10 protein-coding genes are annotated in these 18200 nt (G+C 48.1%); 5 read left to right on the top strand and 5 right to left on the bottom strand.

The genetic code is table 11. From position 1 onward, the window contains the following. Nucleotides 1-30 precede the first annotated feature (30 nt). Together L5M28_RS06430 and L5M28_RS06425 are read right to left on the bottom strand one after the other, a co-directional pair. Complete coding sequence (locus tag L5M28_RS06430; protein WP_263202795.1) at nucleotides 31-1005, bottom strand: sensor domain-containing diguanylate cyclase; 975 nt, start codon at nucleotides 1003-1005, stop codon at nucleotides 31-33. Between the two features lie 18 nt (nucleotides 1006-1023). Next, nucleotides 1024-2019 (bottom strand): response regulator, encoded by a 996-nt coding sequence (locus L5M28_RS06425; RefSeq protein WP_028759518.1) that lies wholly within the window; start codon nucleotides 2017-2019, stop codon nucleotides 1024-1026. Nucleotides 2020-2581: 562 nt separating this feature from the next. On the opposite strand from L5M28_RS06425, the gene L5M28_RS06420 reads away from it, so the two are divergent. Then, nucleotides 2582-3388, top strand: a complete 807-nt coding sequence (locus tag L5M28_RS06420; RefSeq protein WP_263145490.1) for a crotonase/enoyl-CoA hydratase family protein — start codon at nucleotides 2582-2584, stop codon at nucleotides 3386-3388. 35 nt (nucleotides 3389-3423) lie between these two features. Here L5M28_RS06420 and L5M28_RS06415 read toward each other — a convergent pair whose 3' ends face one another. Both L5M28_RS06415 and rapA read right to left on the bottom strand, forming a co-directional pair. Further along, nucleotides 3424-4326 carry an alpha/beta hydrolase family protein gene (locus L5M28_RS06415; protein ID WP_263202793.1) on the bottom strand — a complete coding sequence of 301 codons (903 nt, stop codon included), beginning with the start codon at nucleotides 4324-4326 and terminating at the stop codon, nucleotides 3424-3426. A gap of 189 nt (nucleotides 4327-4515) precedes the next feature. Next, nucleotides 4516-7422, bottom strand: coding sequence for an RNA polymerase-associated protein RapA (gene rapA / locus L5M28_RS06410; RefSeq protein WP_107403577.1), 2907 nt, complete (start codon nucleotides 7420-7422; stop codon nucleotides 4516-4518). Nucleotides 7423-7828: 406 nt separating this feature from the next. Between rapA and L5M28_RS06405 the strand changes: the two genes are divergently transcribed. The 3 genes from L5M28_RS06405 to L5M28_RS06395 all read left to right on the top strand — a co-directional run bounded on the left by L5M28_RS06405 (nucleotide 7829) and on the right by L5M28_RS06395 (nucleotide 15692). After that, nucleotides 7829-9223: a PhoH family protein gene (locus L5M28_RS06405; RefSeq protein ID WP_105250289.1), complete on the top strand. Its 1395-nt coding sequence runs from the start codon at nucleotides 7829-7831 to the stop codon at nucleotides 9221-9223. 215 nt (nucleotides 9224-9438) lie between these two features. Next, a complete protein-coding gene (locus L5M28_RS06400; protein WP_173496262.1) occupies nucleotides 9439-13155 on the top strand; it encodes a response regulator in 3717 nt (1238 codons plus the stop codon). 128 nt (nucleotides 13156-13283) lie between these two features. Beyond that, nucleotides 13284-15692, top strand: a complete 2409-nt coding sequence (locus tag L5M28_RS06395; protein ID WP_263202791.1) for a zinc-dependent metalloprotease — start codon at nucleotides 13284-13286, stop codon at nucleotides 15690-15692. 20 nt (nucleotides 15693-15712) lie between these two features. Here L5M28_RS06395 and L5M28_RS06390 read toward each other — a convergent pair whose 3' ends face one another. Then, nucleotides 15713-17521, bottom strand: a complete 1809-nt coding sequence (locus tag L5M28_RS06390) for a protein kinase domain-containing protein (protein WP_263202790.1) — start codon at nucleotides 17519-17521, stop codon at nucleotides 15713-15715. A 249-nt stretch (nucleotides 17522-17770) separates the two neighbouring features. On the opposite strand from L5M28_RS06390, the gene L5M28_RS06385 reads away from it, so the two are divergent. Next, nucleotides 17771-18112, top strand: coding sequence for a hypothetical protein (locus L5M28_RS06385; RefSeq protein WP_105250285.1), 342 nt, complete (start codon nucleotides 17771-17773; stop codon nucleotides 18110-18112). The last annotated feature ends 88 nt before the right edge of the window (nucleotides 18113-18200 follow it).

Raw genomic sequence — 18200 nt, 5'->3', positions numbered from 1 at the left:
ATCATTGATGGGCATTTTTATTGGGTATACTTAGGATTTACTTGTTTTACTCGTATGTAAAACACTGCAGTTACGGCCTTTTTGTTTCGCTTCGTACAGGGCTTTATCGGAGCAGGAGATCCAGCTAGAACTGCTGGTAATATGGGAGCCAATTTCACATACGCCTAAACTTACCGTCACAGTAATCTTAAGGCTTTCATACACTATGACGGATGCGGCGATTTTCTCCCTGAGTCGCTCGGTAAAGTTCATCGCATCTGCGCCGCTGGTTTTAGGCAATACGACCGCAAATTCTTCGCCGCCATAACGTCCTGCACAGTCGGTATCACGTAAGGATTGGCTGAGTAAGTGCGCAATATGCTGAATGACTTTATCACCCGCCACATGACCATAGCTGTCGTTGATATGTTTAAAGTTATCGATGTCTATCATGACTAAACTTGCCATACCTGAGTAGCGGACATACAAGTCGTACTCGTGGTCTAAGCACTCTTGCCAATGACGACGATTATGCAACTGAGTTAGACCATCGGTTTGGCTAAGGCGTTCGAGTTGCTCGTTGGCAGCTTTAAGTTGCAATTTGTTGATGGCGATATCTGTCACGTCATAAATAATCACACTGATATGGGTCACTTGTCCCGTGAGCGATGCCAGCGGCAGCAGGGTCACGTTCTGGTACATATAGTCTGCACGGCCTGTAATCGGGCGATAGTTTTTAAATTGGAAAACGTATGGACGTTGTTCCCAGCTGATAAAAGCACGGTTTTTAAGCATGAAAACCGATTCCATTTTCTGCTTTAACCAAGTGGCAGGCAGATCGGGGAAGCGGGTAAACAGGTTTTGACCTTTGATCGAATTAGGGGAAACACCGCTGTGATTCTCCATAAAACCGTTCCACAGCTGGATATTGTAATGGCGATCTAATACCACTAATCCCACCTCTATGGTTTGTACCATATCGATGAGCCAGTGTAGTTCGTTCATTGCGCTTTGGTCATTTGACATAGGATAAAATCCAACTGGTTAATCGAGTAAATAGCCGAGTTTATAGCTAAGTGTGGGGATAGAATCCTCGGTGAAGAGCAGTAGCAAATCGCATTGAATATTATGATCTTCAATCCGATAGTTGATCTCCATTGCCAAAGTTCGGTGCCATTTCTCTGAATTATCATGGATCAGATCGTTAACCGTGCAGTGCCGTCCCAGCACGACAGGGTGAGCCTGACTAAATTTCATGTCGAGCTGTTCAGAAATGCCGTTAAGGAAAGCGCCTATCAGCACGTTTCCAGTATCGATCAGGACTTCTATCTCAGTATTTTTGTCTTCTGGATTAGCTAATCCCATCAGCTTGGCCATGTCTTTAAAGCTGGAATCATGGAACAAAAGCAGGGCCTCTCCCGCAATACCCGCCCCGATAAAACCTTGGCAGAGCGCGGATACAGTTGAGCTTTCTTCCGTGGCTTTGAGCGCCATGGTTAACTCACTGACTTCAAGCACGTTCACATTAGGGATAGGTAGTAACACGAATACATCGAGTAACTTAGCTAACAGATCGGCGGCGCGTCCCATGGCAACGTTGGCTATTTCTTGGCAAGCGTCGCGCATGTCGACTTTGATCATCGGGACTTCGTCGGTGAGATCTTTCTGCGTCAGCGTTAAGATGCCGTAATCTTGCAAAATGTTGCTGATGGCATCGGCGCTCACCGGTTTTTGAATAAAATCTAACGCACCCAAGGCTTTGACTCGCTCGTGAGCTTTGATTTGAATATCGCCGGATACCACAATAATCAGCGCGGGTAAGTCCTGTTGCTGTACGGTTTGCAGTACTTCATAACCGTCCATTACAGGCATGTTGAGATCGAGAAACACCACTTCGCCTTTTCCTGCGCGGATGGCATCAAGGCCTTCGGCACCATTGGTCGCATAAGTTATTTCCACATCCCACTCTTTGGGGAGTGTGCGGGCCATTTGCTTACGTGCCATGGCGGAATCGTCACAGATGAGTACAGATATTGACATGCTGACTAGTGATCCTTATTTGCCCATTTATTGAAGATAACACTTATTTTTTAGGTCTGACTGACGAATTGCGTTCTTCGGGCAAGTATGATTAATATCTTTTATATGTAACTTATAGATATCATTGATAAATTTATATTTTCTGATGGCATTAAAATTTGAATCATTGTTGAATCAAATCATGCAGAATCTTAAATCGAACTAGCTAATGTTGAGTAAATAACAAGGATATAGTGACTAAAAAAGGACTATAGAATCCATATATGGCTGCCCAATCATCCTTCGCTGCAGGTAGCATTGCGATACTGGTGTCGATTATTAGTAGTTAAATAGCTAGCGGTTAAATACGCTTAATTATTGAGCTTGCTAAGGCTATCTAATCGAAAAATACATTAGGATTACTGCACGTAGTGATGACAGCCTAACATAAGTTGCCTTCAATCCATGATGGAATTGGCAATATTTTGACTCAAGTCAAAAAACAGGCTCATGTTATATCTTTTAGTGAATTATGCCAAACGTGTTAACATTTATTCTGGACTGACCAGTAACGGAATATTTCATGAGTGGCCAAAGTGTACAAGTTAAAATCGATGATGGCATCGCCTATGTGTTGCTTAATCGTCCTGAAAAAATGAATGCTATTAACTATTTAATGTTTAGTGAGCTTGACTGCGCGATTAAAAGTATTAAATCCAATCGTGCGGTGCGAGCCGTGATCCTCTCGGGAGCGGGTGGGCATTTTAGCTCTGGGCTCGATGTCAAAAGCGTCATGTCGGCACCGATGCAGGCAGTTAAGTTACTGTTTAAGGGCTTACCAGGGAATGCGAATTTGGCACAGCGGGTGTCACTAGGTTGGCAAACCTTGCCTGTGCCAGTGATTGCCGTGCTTGAGGGCTGTTGCTATGGCGGCGGTATGCAGATCGCTTTAGGCGCAGATGTGCGTATTGCTAGCCACGACAGTAAGTTATCTATCATGGAAGCGAAATGGGGACTTGTGCCAGATATGGCGGGGTTAGTCTCATTAAGGCAAATTATGCCTAAGGATCAAGCCATGTTACTTAGCCTGACGGCAAAAGTGCTGGAGAGTCATGAAGCGCTGGCCTTAGGACTCGTGACACAAGTGAGTGAGACGCCCATGGAAGCGGCGCAACAACTGGCGCGGCAACTGATGCAAACCTCACCGGATGCGGCTGCGGCCATCAAACTTAGTATTAATCGCAGTTGGACTGCTTCTATTCGTAGCCTGCTGTGCCGCGAGTCTATTAGTCAGATTCGGTTATTGTTAGGCAAAAATAGCAAGATAGCGGCGACGCGTCAGTTGAAAGATCCGCAGAAACCCTATCGGGATCGCCAATCGGGTTGGTAATACTATTTTGTCTGAATTAGCTTAAATCGCCGTTTTTACTGCGCGCCGCTCATTCGGGCTGAAAAGCCTTTAATCGCATTTAAGCAATTTTGCCATGCGCTCTCGTTATCTAAATTGAGCGCTAGGGTAGTTTGGCGATAGTTAGGGCTTTCTAAGGTCACCGCGAGTTTTTTGCGATTGTCGGCCGTCTCCAATGAGGCTGGGTGACCGTCTGGCGATTGAATATCTAAAATGGGCAGCGTAAGTTTTGCTAGTTGTTCTGCGAGTGCTTGATTACGCTGTTCGTCCTCACGATAGGGATTAATGACGATCAGCACATCAGGATCGGCAATCTTCTTCTGGCTTAATAGGCTAATCAATAATCCTGCACTTTGGTCGGCGGTGATCAAAATACGTTTTCCCGCATAATCTGCACCGACGGCATCTAACTGCGACATGCTTTTGACGAGAAAATCTTCCTGCTCTTGCAGATGCTTGCTGTTATCTTCGGGCTTGATTTTAGGGCTTGGTTTGTTGGACGGTGAGCTTAATTGCGCGGCGCCAGGCGAGGTCACTTCAGTGGCGGCGGTAGCAAAGTTAGCTGCGGGCATTTCAGTTGGCGGAGTTAAACTTAAGCTGGCCCAACCGGCAGGATTGATATTGCGGCGTACAAACGCCATCAATCCCGGCGCGTCTGCGGTACCATTGGTGGCGGGCAGGATTATCGCCGCACCAAGTTTCTTTTTACCTTCCCATGGTCGCACTAACAAATCGTAGGGCTGATTATCAATCGTGATTTGTTTAATTTCATTTGTGGGTAGATAGCTGTGATTCGACTTTTTGGCACTGATTTCGGCTGGCGCAGATGTTGGCGGAGTTGTTGTAGTGTCTGCCGCGTAGGTAGCGATGGTTGTGATGCCGAGAATGAGGCAAAAGAGGAGTGAAAGAATGCGCGGCATAGAATTGATAACCACCTGTGTAGTCTCATAAATTCATCAGTGTTTGAGTATAACCTGAACAATTACCAAAAAGTGAATTTTCCTCGCCAAAGAATTGCACCTGTCATTTAGTATAAAAAGCCACAGGGCATAAAAAAGCCCAACGCTGAGGCTGGGCTAATTGATTGAAACCTGCTGTTCCGCTTGGGTCTATACGTGGCTAACGAGGACCATACGGATCGCATCGAGTTGTAACTGGCTGGCATCCAGATAAGTGTTTAACTCTTGCATCTGATTACGCAGGTATTCCAATTCTTCCTCACGGATATTGGGGTTCACCGCCTTGAGTGACTCTAAACGATCAAGCTCTGCGCTCAGTTGCTGAGTCATTTTCTCTCTGGCTTGGGCGACCATTTCATCGACAACCACTTGAGCATATTCTTCACCCTTAGCAAATAACGGATGCAGAATTGGCTGAGATGCCGTGACTAACTTGCCGCCAATGTGACGATTCACTGCGCTTAATTGCTTATCGAAACTGGCGTAATCCACTTTAGCCGACAGGTCGTTACCGTTTTTATCCAACAACACGCGAATGGGGGTAGGCGGTAAATAACGGTACAACTGGCTCGACTTAGGTGCTGAAGCATCGGCCATGTAGATGAGTTCTAAGAATAAGGTACCTGCTGGCAGGGCTTTATTTTTTAGAATTGCGACGCTGGTGGTGCCAGTTTCAGAACCTGTGATCAGATCGAGCCCCGTTTGCACCAGCGGATGCTCTTGGGTGATCAGCGCAATATCATCGCGTGATAACGCTGTGTCACGATCAAAGGTCACTGTTACGCCATCTTCTGGCAAGCCAGGGTAAGTTGGGAACATCATGTGCTCACTCGGGCGCAGAATAATCGAGTTTTCACCCTTATCTTCTTGATCAACACCGATAATATCCCACAGACGGATCACTGAGCCGATTAAATGAGTATCACCGTCACTTTGGGCAAGGCGGTTGACGATTGCCAGTGCCTTCTCGCCGCCGTGTGAGTTGATTTCCAGCAGCTTATCGCGGCCTTGCTCCATGGCGTGCTTGAGTTCTTTATAACGGCTCTGGGTGTGATTGAGCAGGTTTGTCAGCTCATCGCTGTCATCACCCACAAGCACGTTTAATAGATCCTCGGCAAATTCACTGTAAAGCACATGACCACTCGGACAAGTGAGTTCAAAGGCGTTCAGCCCTTGGTGATACCACTGCATCAAACGTTCTTGGGCAGTATCTTCAAGGTATGGCAAGTGAATTTGGATATCATTTTTCTGGCCGATACGGTCTAAACGACCGATTCGCTGTTCCAATAGATCGGGGTTTAGCGGCAGATCGAACAGCACTAAGTGGCTGGCAAACTGGAAGTTACGGCCTTCAGAGCCAATTTCAGAACAGATCAGCGCCTGTGCGCCGCCTTCCTCTTGGGCAAAGTAAGCGCCGGCTTTATCGCGCTCGATAATCGACATGCCTTCGTGGAATACCGTTGCTTGAATCCCTTCGCGGGTACGCAGGGCTTCTTCTAAGCTCAGGGCGGTTTCCGCTTGGCTGGCGATGATCAGCACTTTTTTGCTGCGGTGTGATTTTAAGAACTCAATTAACCAATCCACACGGGGATCGAACTTCCACCAACTGGCGCTGTTATCTTCAAATTCTTGATATAACTTTTCAGGGCTAAGGGCTTGCGCCGCTTTTGCCTCTAATGACTTGTGTCCGCCCATCATGCCACTGACGCGTGCGGCTGTTTGATATTGATCTGGCATGGCGTGTGGGTAAGCGTTAAAGAAACGCTTTGGAAAGCCTTTTACTGAGGCGCGGCTGTTTCGGTATAACACGCGGCCAGTACCGTGACGGTCAAGTAATTCTTGCAGTAATTCGCTACGGGCGGCCTGTTGTATTTCGGCATCAATACCGTCGGCTTGGATTAAACGAATACTTGGGCTGATGTCTTTCTCGCCCAGTAATTCGGTCAAGCTGTTGATGGCGGCATCGGGTAATTTAGCGTTGCCAGCTAAGGCTTCGGCGGCAATGGCGACGTCTTTATAACTGTCTTCTTCAGCTAAGAAAGCATCGTAATCGTAGAAACGATCCGGATCGAGCAGACGCAAGCGGGCGAAGTGACTCTCATGGCCGAGTTGATCCGGCGTTGCGGTTAACAGCAAAACGCCTGGGATGACTTCACTCAATGCTTCAACCACTTGATAGGCGCGGCTTGGCGCTTCTTCGGTCCATTCTAAGTGGTGCGCTTCGTCAACGACTAACAGATCCCAATCGGCATCTAGGGCTTGATCAAGACGTTTTTTCTTACGCAGTAATTCGAGTGAACAAATCACTAACTGTTCTGTGTAGAAAGGATTGTCGTGATCGGCATAGGCTTCCACACAACGGTCTTCATCGAATACCGAAAAGCGCAGATTAAAGCGGCGCAGCATTTCCACTAACCACTGATGGCGCAGAGTATCGGGCACGATAATCAGAATGCGTTCGGCGCGGCCGGTCAGCAGTTGTTGGTGAATAATCAGACCCGCTTCAATGGTTTTACCTAAACCCACTTCATCGGCTAACAGTACACGCGGTGCATAGCGACGGCCGACTTCATGGGCAATCCACATTTGATGCGGAATAAGTCCAACGCGTGGACCTTGCAGACCCAGCAAATCCGATGAGGCCAGTTTGTGGCGCAACATTTGGCATTGATAACGCACACCAAAACGGTCGAGGCGATCGATTTGGCCAGCAAATAAACGGTCTTGGGGTTTGTTGAAACGAATATTGTGGTTCAGCAGGGTTTCACGCAGGGTAGCTTGCTCGCCTGTCTCACTGTGAATGCCGTGATAGATCACTATCCCGTCTTTCTCGGTCAATTCACTGACCGCAAGGCTCCAGCCTTCATGGCTTTCAACCGAATCGCCGGGATTGTATATAACGCGTGTCAGAGGGGCTTCTGCTCGGGAGAACATGCGGTTCTCACCCGTGGCAGGGAATAATACAGTGACCATACGGCCTTCTACTTGAACCACAGTTCCTAAACCAAGCTCTGACTCGGTATCACTTATCCAACGTTGACCTAAGGCGAACGGCATCTTAAATTCTCATTTCTAGGCGGACTCTAACAAAGGGCGCGTATGTTATACCAATACTCGTGATATTTAAATCGCCCTCTCACCCGTTAGAGCCTAATTCCCAGAGTGCTAGATTACAAATTGTACAAGCGACAAAATTGTCGTGGCAGTACATGAAACTGTCACGCTAATGTCACATCCGCGGTTATACACTGCTTCGAGTCTGTAAGGTAAACAATGGTTGCTGTATTGTTATCTCGTGAGTTTGGTGCCAATATCAACTTAAGGTTTAAGTGCGAGTAAAGTGCTATCAACTTGAACCTTATGATCATTCTTTGCCATATGCTTAGCCAGTAATAGGAGCCGTGTAACTTTTATTGAGACTCAAAAGTGTGTTTAAACTTTAATGAAGCACTCTGGAGGCGCCATGGAACAAGACGACAGAAAGTTGTTTGTACTGGATACCAATGTGTTACTACATGAACCTTTGGCGATCTATTCGTTTAAAGAGCACGATGTGGTCATTCCGATGACAGTGCTAGAAGAGTTGGACCAGATTAAAGATCGAAAGAGTGATGTGAGTCGTGATGCCCGGGTTGCTATCAGGGCATTGGAAGATACCCTAGGTGGTGAAACTACCCCTGAGCAGATTATCAATGGCGTCCCTTTACCCAGTCGAGAGGGTCATGCCGATGCTGTCGGTTCGCTCTCAATTTTCCCTGATCACCTTGTCGATTTTACCTTAGGCGCACTGCCTGGAGATGGAAACGACAATCGCATTATCAATACCGCGCTACATCTACAAAACCTACATCATCCCCGTACCGTTGTCTTAGTCACCAAAGATATCAATATGCGCCTTAAAGCCAAAGGTGCGGGTATTCAATTGGTTGAGGATTATCGAACTGACCAGTTGATCGATGATATCCGCTTCCTCAGTAAAGGCTTTTACCAGTTCGAAGGTAATTTTTGGGAGCACTTGAACAAGGTCTCCACCGAGCGCCACGGTAGACATACAGTGCATGAAGTACCGCTCAAAGACCTCGAAAATGATAATTTTTATATCAACCAATATCTTATCGACACAGAGTCTGATTTTTGCGGTCGTGTTATCGAACGCACTGACACCCATTTACATATTTTAGATTTAGGCCGTGAGCGGGTGAAAAACCTCGAGGCATGGGGTGTTAAACCTAAAAACGTCTATCAAGGCATGGCATTGCAGGCGCTGCTCGATCCCGATATCGATCTGGTGATCTTAACTGGCCCAGCGGGTTGCGGTAAAACCTTGCTCGCCATGGCGGCGGCGTTGGAACTGGTGGTCGAGCGTAATCGCTACGACAAAGTGATTGTCACCCGTAACACCCCAGAAATCGCCGAATCTATCGGCTTCTTGCCCGGCACGGAAGAGGAGAAGATGATGCCGTGGCTGGCCGCGATTACCGATACGCTCGAAGTACTGCATAAGAATGATGTGAATCCCACGGGCAGCATGAATTACATCATGGAGAAGGCTAACATTCAGTTTAAGTCGATAAACTTTATGCGCGGGCGGTCGATCCAAAACTCCATAGTGCTATTAGATGAATGCCAAAACCTCACTGCCTCGCAGATCAAAACTATGATCACCCGTATGGGCGAAGGCACAAAACTGATTTGTTGCGGTAACTTAGCGCAAATCGACTCTAACTACTTAACCGCTGTTACCTCAGGTTTAACCTATATTGTCGAACGTTTTAAAGACTTTGAAGGCAGTGCCAACGTGTATCTGAATGGCGTGGTGCGTTCACGCTTAGCGGAATACGCTGAAGAGCATCTGTAAAGCAGGTCGGTTTAATTTTGGGTAATGACTAAGGCCTCAGATATGGAGGCCTTAATTTGATGGAGTAGTAGATTTTTAATCGACTTATCAGTGGTATGAGTAGGCTTTATCTAACAATTATTTTATGTGATTGGCAGTTCCTTCCTGCTACTATATGGAGCTCATAGTTTTTGCCGCAGTAGGCTGAAATTAAGCGCTGCAATCAAGGGTAGTGGATGAAATCGAGTGAGCCGGATCTCCAACTAAAATCGCCGATCCAGAAGAACTACAACCGTGCCGTTTTTTATACGTACATCGGCGTTATCGTCATGTCTTTGTTGACCGCATGGATGTTTTTCGACCGCCAAAAAGCACAGCAGATGGAGCAGCGTGAAGAGCAGGTTCAGCGCCATGTATTGCAAATCGATCTGCTACTTGAGTCGAGCATTAGAGCGGTAAAAAGCTTACGCAACGTTGCTGTGGATCATTTACGTTTGGGCGAACTCGTGCGTAAAGAACGCTTACCCCAATACGGTAAATTCAACGAAAGCGGCCAGTATTTTACCTTAGAACCTAGCTACGCCCAGAGCGGTGAGCCTTTTACCAACATGGGGAGGATTACTGGCGCGGGTTCCCTCGACGGCCGCGACGACAAGTTCTATCAAGAACTTGAGATGTTGTTTGAGCTGTCACTGTCCTTCCCCGTCGCCAAAGAAGCCGCCCCGAAAGCCTCGGCGATCTATTACCTGTCGAAACGTAGGATCATGTCCTATTTCCCTTGGTCGAATGACGATCAACGTTTTAGGGACGAATTACTCAACAAGAAACAGTTCCAATACGCCACCCCAGCAATGAATCCGCAGCGCAGTGTATTTTGGAGTGAAGCCTATGTTGACTCCACGGGCAAAGGCTTATTGACCACTTTAGGTGTGCCCATTTATTTGGATGATGAGTTCATTGGCTCAATCAACTTAGACATGACGCTTGCCTCGTTAGCGCGGCAAATTCGGGTTTACTTTAAGATGCCGGGCACAGTGATTTTGCTCGACCAACAGAACAATATTTTATCCCACAGCGATTTTGATAGCTCAGATATCAATCGGGTCTATCACATCAGCCAACGTATTCCCTCTGAGCTGCATTCTTTACCTGAGTCGGAATTGTTCGATGCCCACGATGGCATCATTCGTAACGGCTATTACATTCACTCGGTTGCCCTGCATAACGCGCCTTGGCGTTTACTGTATTTGCAGGATGAAGACGACCTATTCCAAGACTCGTGGGAAAAACTGCAGCTGACCTTTATTTTAGTGGTTATCGCCCTGTCGGTGTTGGTGACCATAGTGCATTGGCAGACGCGTCGATCTTTTGTGAGTCCAGCCTCGCGATTACTGTCGCACCTTGAAGGTTGCTCCCAAGAGCCACGTAAACCACCGGAGAAAATCACCCGTGGCTGGGAGCCTTGGTTCTTGTTGGTCAGTCGGATCTTTGAGGAAAACAAACAATATACCCACCATCTGGCTGAGCAGAATAAGCGGCTCGATAAGCTAGTGGCGCGGCGTACTGAACGCTTAAAAGACACCACAGAGCGGCGTGAGCGCGAATATGCGCTACTGCGATCCCTGCTTGACTCGATTCCTGAAGCGATTGTCTTTAAAGATAAAGAAGGCAACTATTTAGGTTGTAACAAGGCGGCTGAACGCATGCTGGGTTACACAGAGAGTGAGATGATAGGTTTATCATCTGAGGATCTGACCTCGCCTGAAATGGGCATACGTATCCGCGCCGAAGACGAACAAGTCTTAAAAGATCGCACGCCGCTGCGCTACCAAGAAAAGGTCGAGCTTGCGGGTAAACCTGTGCTGCTCGATACCCTCAAACTGCCTTTCTACAATCGCCGCGGCGAACTGCAGGGATTGATTGCCGTGTGGCGTGATGTGACGCGGGAATACGAATCCGCCGAACAATTACGCCTGTCCGAAGAGCGTTATCACTTAGCCATGGATGCGGTGGAAGATGGCCTGTGGGACTGGTATTTAGACTCTGAACAGATCATTTGTAACCCAGCCTATTATTCTATGTTGGGTTATAAAACCAATGAATTCCCAGCTTTAGTATCGACAATTGATGAATTATCCCACCCCGACGATCGTATTCGCGTCGAGGAATACCGTGCTCAGTATCTTGCTGATCCCGTCGGTGCTTTCGAAATTGAATTCCGTATGTTAGGTAAAAATGGCGGCTATCACTGGGTGTTATCCCGTGGTCGTGTGGTGGAGTTCACCGCCGAAGGTCAGCCCAAACGTATGCTTGGTACCCATAAGGATATTACCCGCCATAAGAGTAACGAAGTGGCGTTGCTTGAAGCCAAGCAAGACGCCGAACTCGCTAACCTCTACAAGAGTGAATTCTTGGCCAACATGAGCCATGAGATCCGCACACCGATGAATGCCATTATCGGTATGTTGCAGTTGGCACAGCGCACTTCGTTAACGGCGCAGCAGAAAGATTACCTCGAAAAAGCCGGTTTCTCGGCGCAATCGCTGCTGAGGATCATCAACGATATTCTCGACTTCTCTAAAATTGAGGCGGGTAAGTTGGAGCTTGAGCGGGTGCCGTTCCCGCTGGATAAAGTGCTCGATCACGCTCTGGATCTCAATGCGCTCAAGGCACAAGAACAAGGCGTCGAATTACTCTTATATGCCCCCGTGACGGCGGGACTCATTCTTAAGGGCGATCCGCTGCGCTTAGGCCAAGTGCTGATTAACTTGCTATCGAATGCGGTGAAATTTACCCAATCTGGCGAGATTGAGCTCGGCTGTGAAGATGTCGGCGAGCGGGATCATCGGATTACCTTGAAGTTCTGGGTGCGCGATACGGGGATCGGCATAGGTAAAGATCAACAGGATAAGTTATTCGATGCCTTCGCCCAAGCCGACGGTTCGACCACTCGTAAATACGGTGGCACTGGCTTAGGTTTGTCGATCAGTAAGCATCTGGTGTCTATGATGGGCGGCAAGATGCAAGTGCAGAGTGAGCTTGGGGTCGGTAGTACCTTTAGCTTCACCATCAGTTTTGAAATTGCCGAAGCCGCTAAGATTGAGCCTTTGGTCGTGCCGGAAAAACTCAATAGTCTACGCACCTTAGTCGTTGACGATAACCCGACGGCACTGCAAATTTATTCGACCTTGATGCGAGATTTCCACTTCGACGTCGATACTGCCGCCAGCGGCGCCGAAGCGCTTTACAAACTGTCGCGGGCACCAATCGATCTGTTATTACTCGACTGGATGATGCCAGAGATGGACGGCAGTGATGTGGTCAGCGCCATAGATACTATGGTCGCCGAAGGCCGCTTAGCGAAACGGCCTGTGATTATCATGATGACGGCCTATGCGGCAGAGCCCTTGCAGCATGAAGTCGATAGTGCCAATGTGTTTGCCGTACTGCAAAAACCCTTCAAGGCATCGAGTCTGTTCGATGAGATCATTGCCGCCTTTGCCGATGAACCGAGATTGAATGTGGTTCAGCCTATGGTTGAAGTTCAAGTTGAGGAAGGAGAGCACACAGGTTTAGTGCTGCTGGTGGAGGATAACTTTATCAACCAGCAAGTGGCCACTGAGCTCCTTAAGAGCGCTGGCTACGAAGTGGTGCTGGCCGACAATGGTCAAGTGGCGCTGGATACCATCGACTCGCGGCCGTTTGATGCCGTGTTGATGGATATTCAAATGCCAGTGATGGACGGGTTAACGGCCGCAAGGGCATTGCGTGAGCGTTTTAGTGCCGATGAACTGCCTATCATTGCCATGACAGCCCATGCCATGTCGGGCGACAGGGAAAAGAGTTTAGCAGCAGGGATGAATGCCCACATCACTAAACCCATAGTGCTCAACGAATTATTTGAAACATTAAATCACTGGATCAAACACAAGAACCAGCATCAGAATCGTTAATTTATTTGCTCGGGGCCAGTGATGGCCTCGCATTATTTACTTTAAATCAATCGCTTGAGATAAGCAGTTATCAAAGATGCCAATGACTTATAAGGTAAATAACGCAGCCAGCCGAATCAGGAGGAAAGATGAAACCCCAAAGTGTAGCCTTAGCCTTATTTATAACGCTGTTAGGATTTTCCACCGTTACGGTCGCGGCAGCGGCGCCTAGCGCCAAGATCATTAAGCAGGGCCAAGAGGCGAAAGGGTTTCTTAATCTCTATTACGAGGAGTCTGAGGGAGAGTTATATCTTGAGGTCAATCGTTTAAATCAACCTTTTATCTTAGTTACTAGCCTGCCACAGGGCGTAGGCTCAAACGACATTGGTCTCGATCGCGGCCAACTGGGTCAGACCCGTATGGTGCAGTTTGAGCGCCAAGGTCCCTATGTTTTACTTAAGCAACTCAATACCCAATATCGTGCGAATACCTCTGATGCCGCCGAGCAAAGAGCGGTTGAAGAAGCCTTTGCCGATTCTGTGTTATGGCAAGGCAAAGTGATTGAGGGCAAGCCAGATTTGGTAGCGATCAACGATCTGGTGCTCAATGATTTACACGGCGTGTCTTCCGTATTGCAACAAACAGAGCAGGGCAATTATCAGCTCGATTTGAGCCGTTCTGTCATCTTACCCAAAGGGATTAAATCCTTTGAGAAAAACGCCGATGTGGATGTGCAACTGACGTTCAAAGGCGATGTTGCTGGCGCGCAGGTCGCACAGGTAACACCCGATGGCACCTTAATGTCGGTGCGGATGCGTTATTCCTTTGTTGAGCTTCCCGATGCGGATTACCAGCCGCGGGCTTATCATCCGATGAGCGGTTATTTGTCCGATGAGTATCGCGATTATGCTACGCCCTTTAACCAACTTTTAGTGCAGCGTTTTATCCTACGCCACCGTTTACAGAAAGTGCATCCAGGCCCAGCGCCAAGCGAAGTCGTTAAACCTATTACTTATTATCTCGATCCTGGTGTGCCAGAACCTATACGGTCGGCGTTGCTCGATGGCGCGCGTTGGTGGGAGACGGCTTTTACTCGCGCCGGATTTATCAACGGCTTTAAAGTTGAGTTATTACCGGCAGATGCCGATCCGCAGGATATTCGCTACAACATGATCCAATGGGTGCACAGGGCGACGCGGGGTTGGTCCTATGGCGCCGCGCTGACCGATCCACGCACCGGTGAAATCATTAAGGGTCAAGTCACGCTCGGCAGTTTGCGTGTGCGTCAGGATTACTTGATTGCCAAAGGCTTAACCGCAGGCTGGCAGGATAGAGTGGCGGCCGAGAAAGCGGCGACAGCCTTGTCGCTGGCGCGTATTCGCCAACTGGCTGCCCATGAAGTCGGCCATACCTTAGGGCTAGATCATAACTTTGCCGCTTCGACCAATCAGGATGCCTCTGTGATGGATTATCCCCATCCGAAAATCCAGCTAAAGGGCAATGATATTGATATTTCCGCACCTTACACTACAGGTGTTGGTCCTTGGGATGATTTTACTATTGCCTATGGTTATAGCGATCAAGGTGATGCCCGTACCCAACAAGCACTGCAAGTCGACTTGCTGGCCGATGTAGCCAAACGTGGCTTACGTTATATCGGTGAGGCCGATTCCCGCCAAAAGGATGCGAGTCAGGCCTATGCCAGTTTGTGGGATAGTAGTGACGATCCGATCGATCAGCTGGGTAAGTTAAATAAAATTCGCACTAAGGCGATTGCGGATTTCTCCAGTGCGGCCTTGTTACCCAATGAGCCACTGGGCGAGCTAGCCGATGCCTTTGCGCCAATTTATTTGCTGACGCGTTATCAAATCGATGCGGTCGCTAAGTTTATTGGCGGCACTGACTATAACTATCAATCTATTGGTGAAGGCAGCCGCTGGAGCTATATTGCGCCGCAGTTGCAGTTAACGGGCTTAGACGCGCTACTTAACACACTCGATGCGGCGAGTTTAACTGTGCCGCAAACCTTGCTCGACAGTTTAGTGCCAAAGGCGGGGAATTATCATGTCACGCGGGAATCCTTCGATTCAGGTCTAGGTGCAATTAACGACCCTCTCGGTATGGCTGAAGTGTTTAGCCGTCATACCGTGAGCTTGCTATTGATGCCTAAACGCTTGAATCGTGTCAGCCAAGCATCCATGGCAGATAGCGAGCAGTTATCGGTGACGACATTACTGGATAAGTTGTTCGCGGCGACCTTGTATCAAGAGGACAAGCTTGGGCTGGTCGAAGGCGTGTGGATGCGAGTGAACGCTGTGGTGATTGATGAAGTGCTGGCAACGCTGCACAATCCTCAAACCTCACCAGAGGTGAGGGCTGCGATCAACGATCGCGCTCAGTTTGTGATTAAGCAATTGAAAGCGAAGTCGAATCGAGCGAATGCAAGTCTTGCGGCCCATTATACTTGGTTGCAACAGGGTCTGGCTGCGGGCTTAACCGATGCTAAGGTTAAGCTGATCCCTAAGCCATTGACCTTACCGCCGGGATCGCCGATTTAATCCGATGAACATAGGCGCCATTAGGCGCCTATTTCTTTTGGATTTTTCGGATAAAAGTGATCGGCTTTTCGCTCTAGATGGGTAAAGCGGCGGGTGTTTTTGTAGGGTAATTTCATAAAGCCCGACACGCCGTGGCCTTGGATTTTGCCGACATGATGCAAGATGCGATCGAGACTGGCGCGAAATGCCGCTTGCTTACGTGGATTGAGCAGCTTCAAGTAACTGTGGATCTTTAAGTGATTCGGCAGCGCCTCAAAAATGATGCAGCCTGTGTGGTGAATTTGGTTGATGCGGGCTAATTCTTCCATGATCTCCACCGGCAATTCGAGGTTTTCGTCGGGATCTTTGCCGTCTTCAAAGTAAGAGTGCAATCGCGACTTATCTTCTAAGGTGGGCACATCACCGACTTCAAAGGGTAATTGCAGATCGGCGCTGGCGATAAACGGCTCGCTGATATCTGTTCGCTCGATATGCAGCGTGTCTTTGGCGTTAAAGAAACAGGCTTTAAACACCCCAATACGTTTAATTCCCCGCGCCAGATCCACCATATTGTTGACCGCAATGATCAAGGCACTTTTTTGCTTTGCATCGTAAATCGCAAGATTGGAGTCGATAAACACGCCGGTTTCTTGCCAGTGGATCGCGAGACCGCCCACGATCGGATATTGCGCTAACCGACCCACTGCGGCGATAAAGCCTTTTTCGGTATCGCCCATGCCAGCGAGGAAGTTGCGGTAATATTTTTCGAGCTGAATATCATCCATCTTAGCGATGGGATCTTGGGCGTTGTGTTCCTTTAAAAAGGATTTACGCGAACTGTAGCTGACAGTTTCAACATCTTTGTCGCGGGATTGTACCCATACAGGAATTTCACCCTGTAAATCAGCTTTGGGCAGTTCAGGTAAATGTAATCTGTGGCTGTGGCGCATACTTTTTAAAAAGTAATCGCCGGCAATGTTGCGCTGCTGCGGATCAGTGCTGAGCATGCCTTCTAAGGTACGGGCTAATTCTATCGGTAAGCCAATGCTGGTGGGCGAGATCACCTGTGCACCGAAGCGACTTGCTTGCCCAGAGGCGAGGGCATACAGAGTCGCGGCAACACCTTGCTCGTCAAAGCGCGGGCTGGAGAGGGCTCCATTGAGTTGCTCTTCGCCGATAAAGTACACATCACCCATGCGGGCGTTGGTGTGTTGTTGATCGCTCGACATTAACGCCATCACATTGTCTTCGACGGGCTTGTTATATTCATCCCGCTGCGCAAATACCGCTGAGCCCCAATCGATTAACGATAAGTGTTGTTGTTCAATATCGTAAACCAGATTCGAAGGTTTGATATCGCCATGCACTAAAGGCTTGCCCGTGCGCAGGTAATACAAGATATCGGCGAGTTGGCGGGCGATGCTCATGACCATAGCGGTAGGTAAGGCGCCCATGCGGCGGCAAAGTTGGTCGAGATCTTCCCCTTTTGCGCGTTCCATCACGAGTATGCCTTGTTTGCCGACTCGCTCAAATTTGATCGCCCCCGGCACATTGGGGTGCTTGAGTAAGGAGAGCATAAAGGCTTCTTCTTCGAGCCGATCTTGAATATGTTGCGGTAAATTAATCCGTGAAAACTTAAACACATGGGCATCGCCCGCTTGATTGATACCCGCAAACACGAAACCGTAGGCGCCTTTACCGACCAATTCGATATCGGTATAACCTAATTTGCTCAGCTGTTGTTTACAGAGGCGGATCCACGCCTTGTGTTTACGGGCATCATTGGCTTTGAGCAAGTAAATGGATTGCTCTTCAGAAATATAAAAATGCTGCAGCTGAGGTGTTTGCAAATTGTGCTCCTTGTTTTGTTCATTTAACCAGTAAGCGGGGGAGATAATCAAATAGCGGGTGGCATTATTTTAGTATTTTGAATGGCATTGATGATCAGCGTCAGGCGCGGCTTACCTATACGATCATTTCGTCACTGACTTTGACTTACATCAAATTAAATCCTCGCGACTATAGGTAATCTTTGGGGCATTAGATGGAATCAATTTTTGTTAATTAACCCACAGACAAAGTGCAGCTAAGGAGGGCGTATGCCCACCCAATATAAAGCCTTGTTGATCGAACTTTTGGAATATCCGCGTAAGCGTATTTTACAGTCAATGGAAGTGACTCATTGCCCGCATGCGGTATTTTTTAATGATAGAGACGAGCAATGTTTAACGTGTCATCAGGGCATGGAATGTATCTGGATGAACCAGAATGACGAGCTGGTGGCCGTGAACGAAAAATCGATTGCCGAGTTAAAACAGCAGTTGTTGATCGCCGTGGACTTTATCGACTCATCTTTAAGCCCACATCATTTATCACGCCGTCAATGCCAATGCGATAACTGTGTTTGGCTGCGTAAAGTGCAAGCCACGTTAGATCAGTAAGTTAGTCTTTACATTGCTGAGTTTGCCGAATGGCAGGAGGCTTTGCATCCACTTTAAAATGTCATTAGAGTAAGGACAACATTAGCGA

The sequence above is a fragment of the Shewanella sp. SW32 genome, from assembly GCF_025653365.1.
Lineage (GTDB): Bacteria > Pseudomonadota > Gammaproteobacteria > Enterobacterales > Shewanellaceae > Shewanella > Shewanella oncorhynchi.
Note: the sequence above shows the minus strand (reverse complement) of the source record. Positions and strands in the feature narration are given on the sequence as shown.

Excerpts from the sequence above, each read along its gene's own strand:
- L5M28_RS06395 (WP_263202791.1), top strand. The coding sequence starts at position 13,284 with ATGAAACCCCAAAGTGTAGCCTTAGCCTTATTTATAACGCTGTTAGGA.
- L5M28_RS06405 (WP_105250289.1), top strand. The coding sequence starts at position 7,829 with ATGGAACAAGACGACAGAAAGTTGTTTGTACTGGATACCAATGTGTTA.
- L5M28_RS06385 (WP_105250285.1), top strand. The coding sequence starts at position 17,771 with ATGCCCACCCAATATAAAGCCTTGTTGATCGAACTTTTGGAATATCCG.
- L5M28_RS06425 (WP_028759518.1), bottom strand. The coding sequence starts at position 2,019 with ATGTCAATATCTGTACTCATCTGTGACGATTCCGCCATGGCACGTAAG.
- L5M28_RS06400 (WP_173496262.1), top strand. The coding sequence starts at position 9,439 with ATGAAATCGAGTGAGCCGGATCTCCAACTAAAATCGCCGATCCAGAAG.
- L5M28_RS06430 (WP_263202795.1), bottom strand. The coding sequence starts at position 1,005 with ATGTCAAATGACCAAAGCGCAATGAACGAACTACACTGGCTCATCGAT.
- L5M28_RS06415 (WP_263202793.1), bottom strand. The coding sequence starts at position 4,326 with ATGCCGCGCATTCTTTCACTCCTCTTTTGCCTCATTCTCGGCATCACA.
- L5M28_RS06420 (WP_263145490.1), top strand. The coding sequence starts at position 2,582 with ATGAGTGGCCAAAGTGTACAAGTTAAAATCGATGATGGCATCGCCTAT.
- rapA (WP_107403577.1), bottom strand. The coding sequence starts at position 7,422 with ATGCCGTTCGCCTTAGGTCAACGTTGGATAAGTGATACCGAGTCAGAG.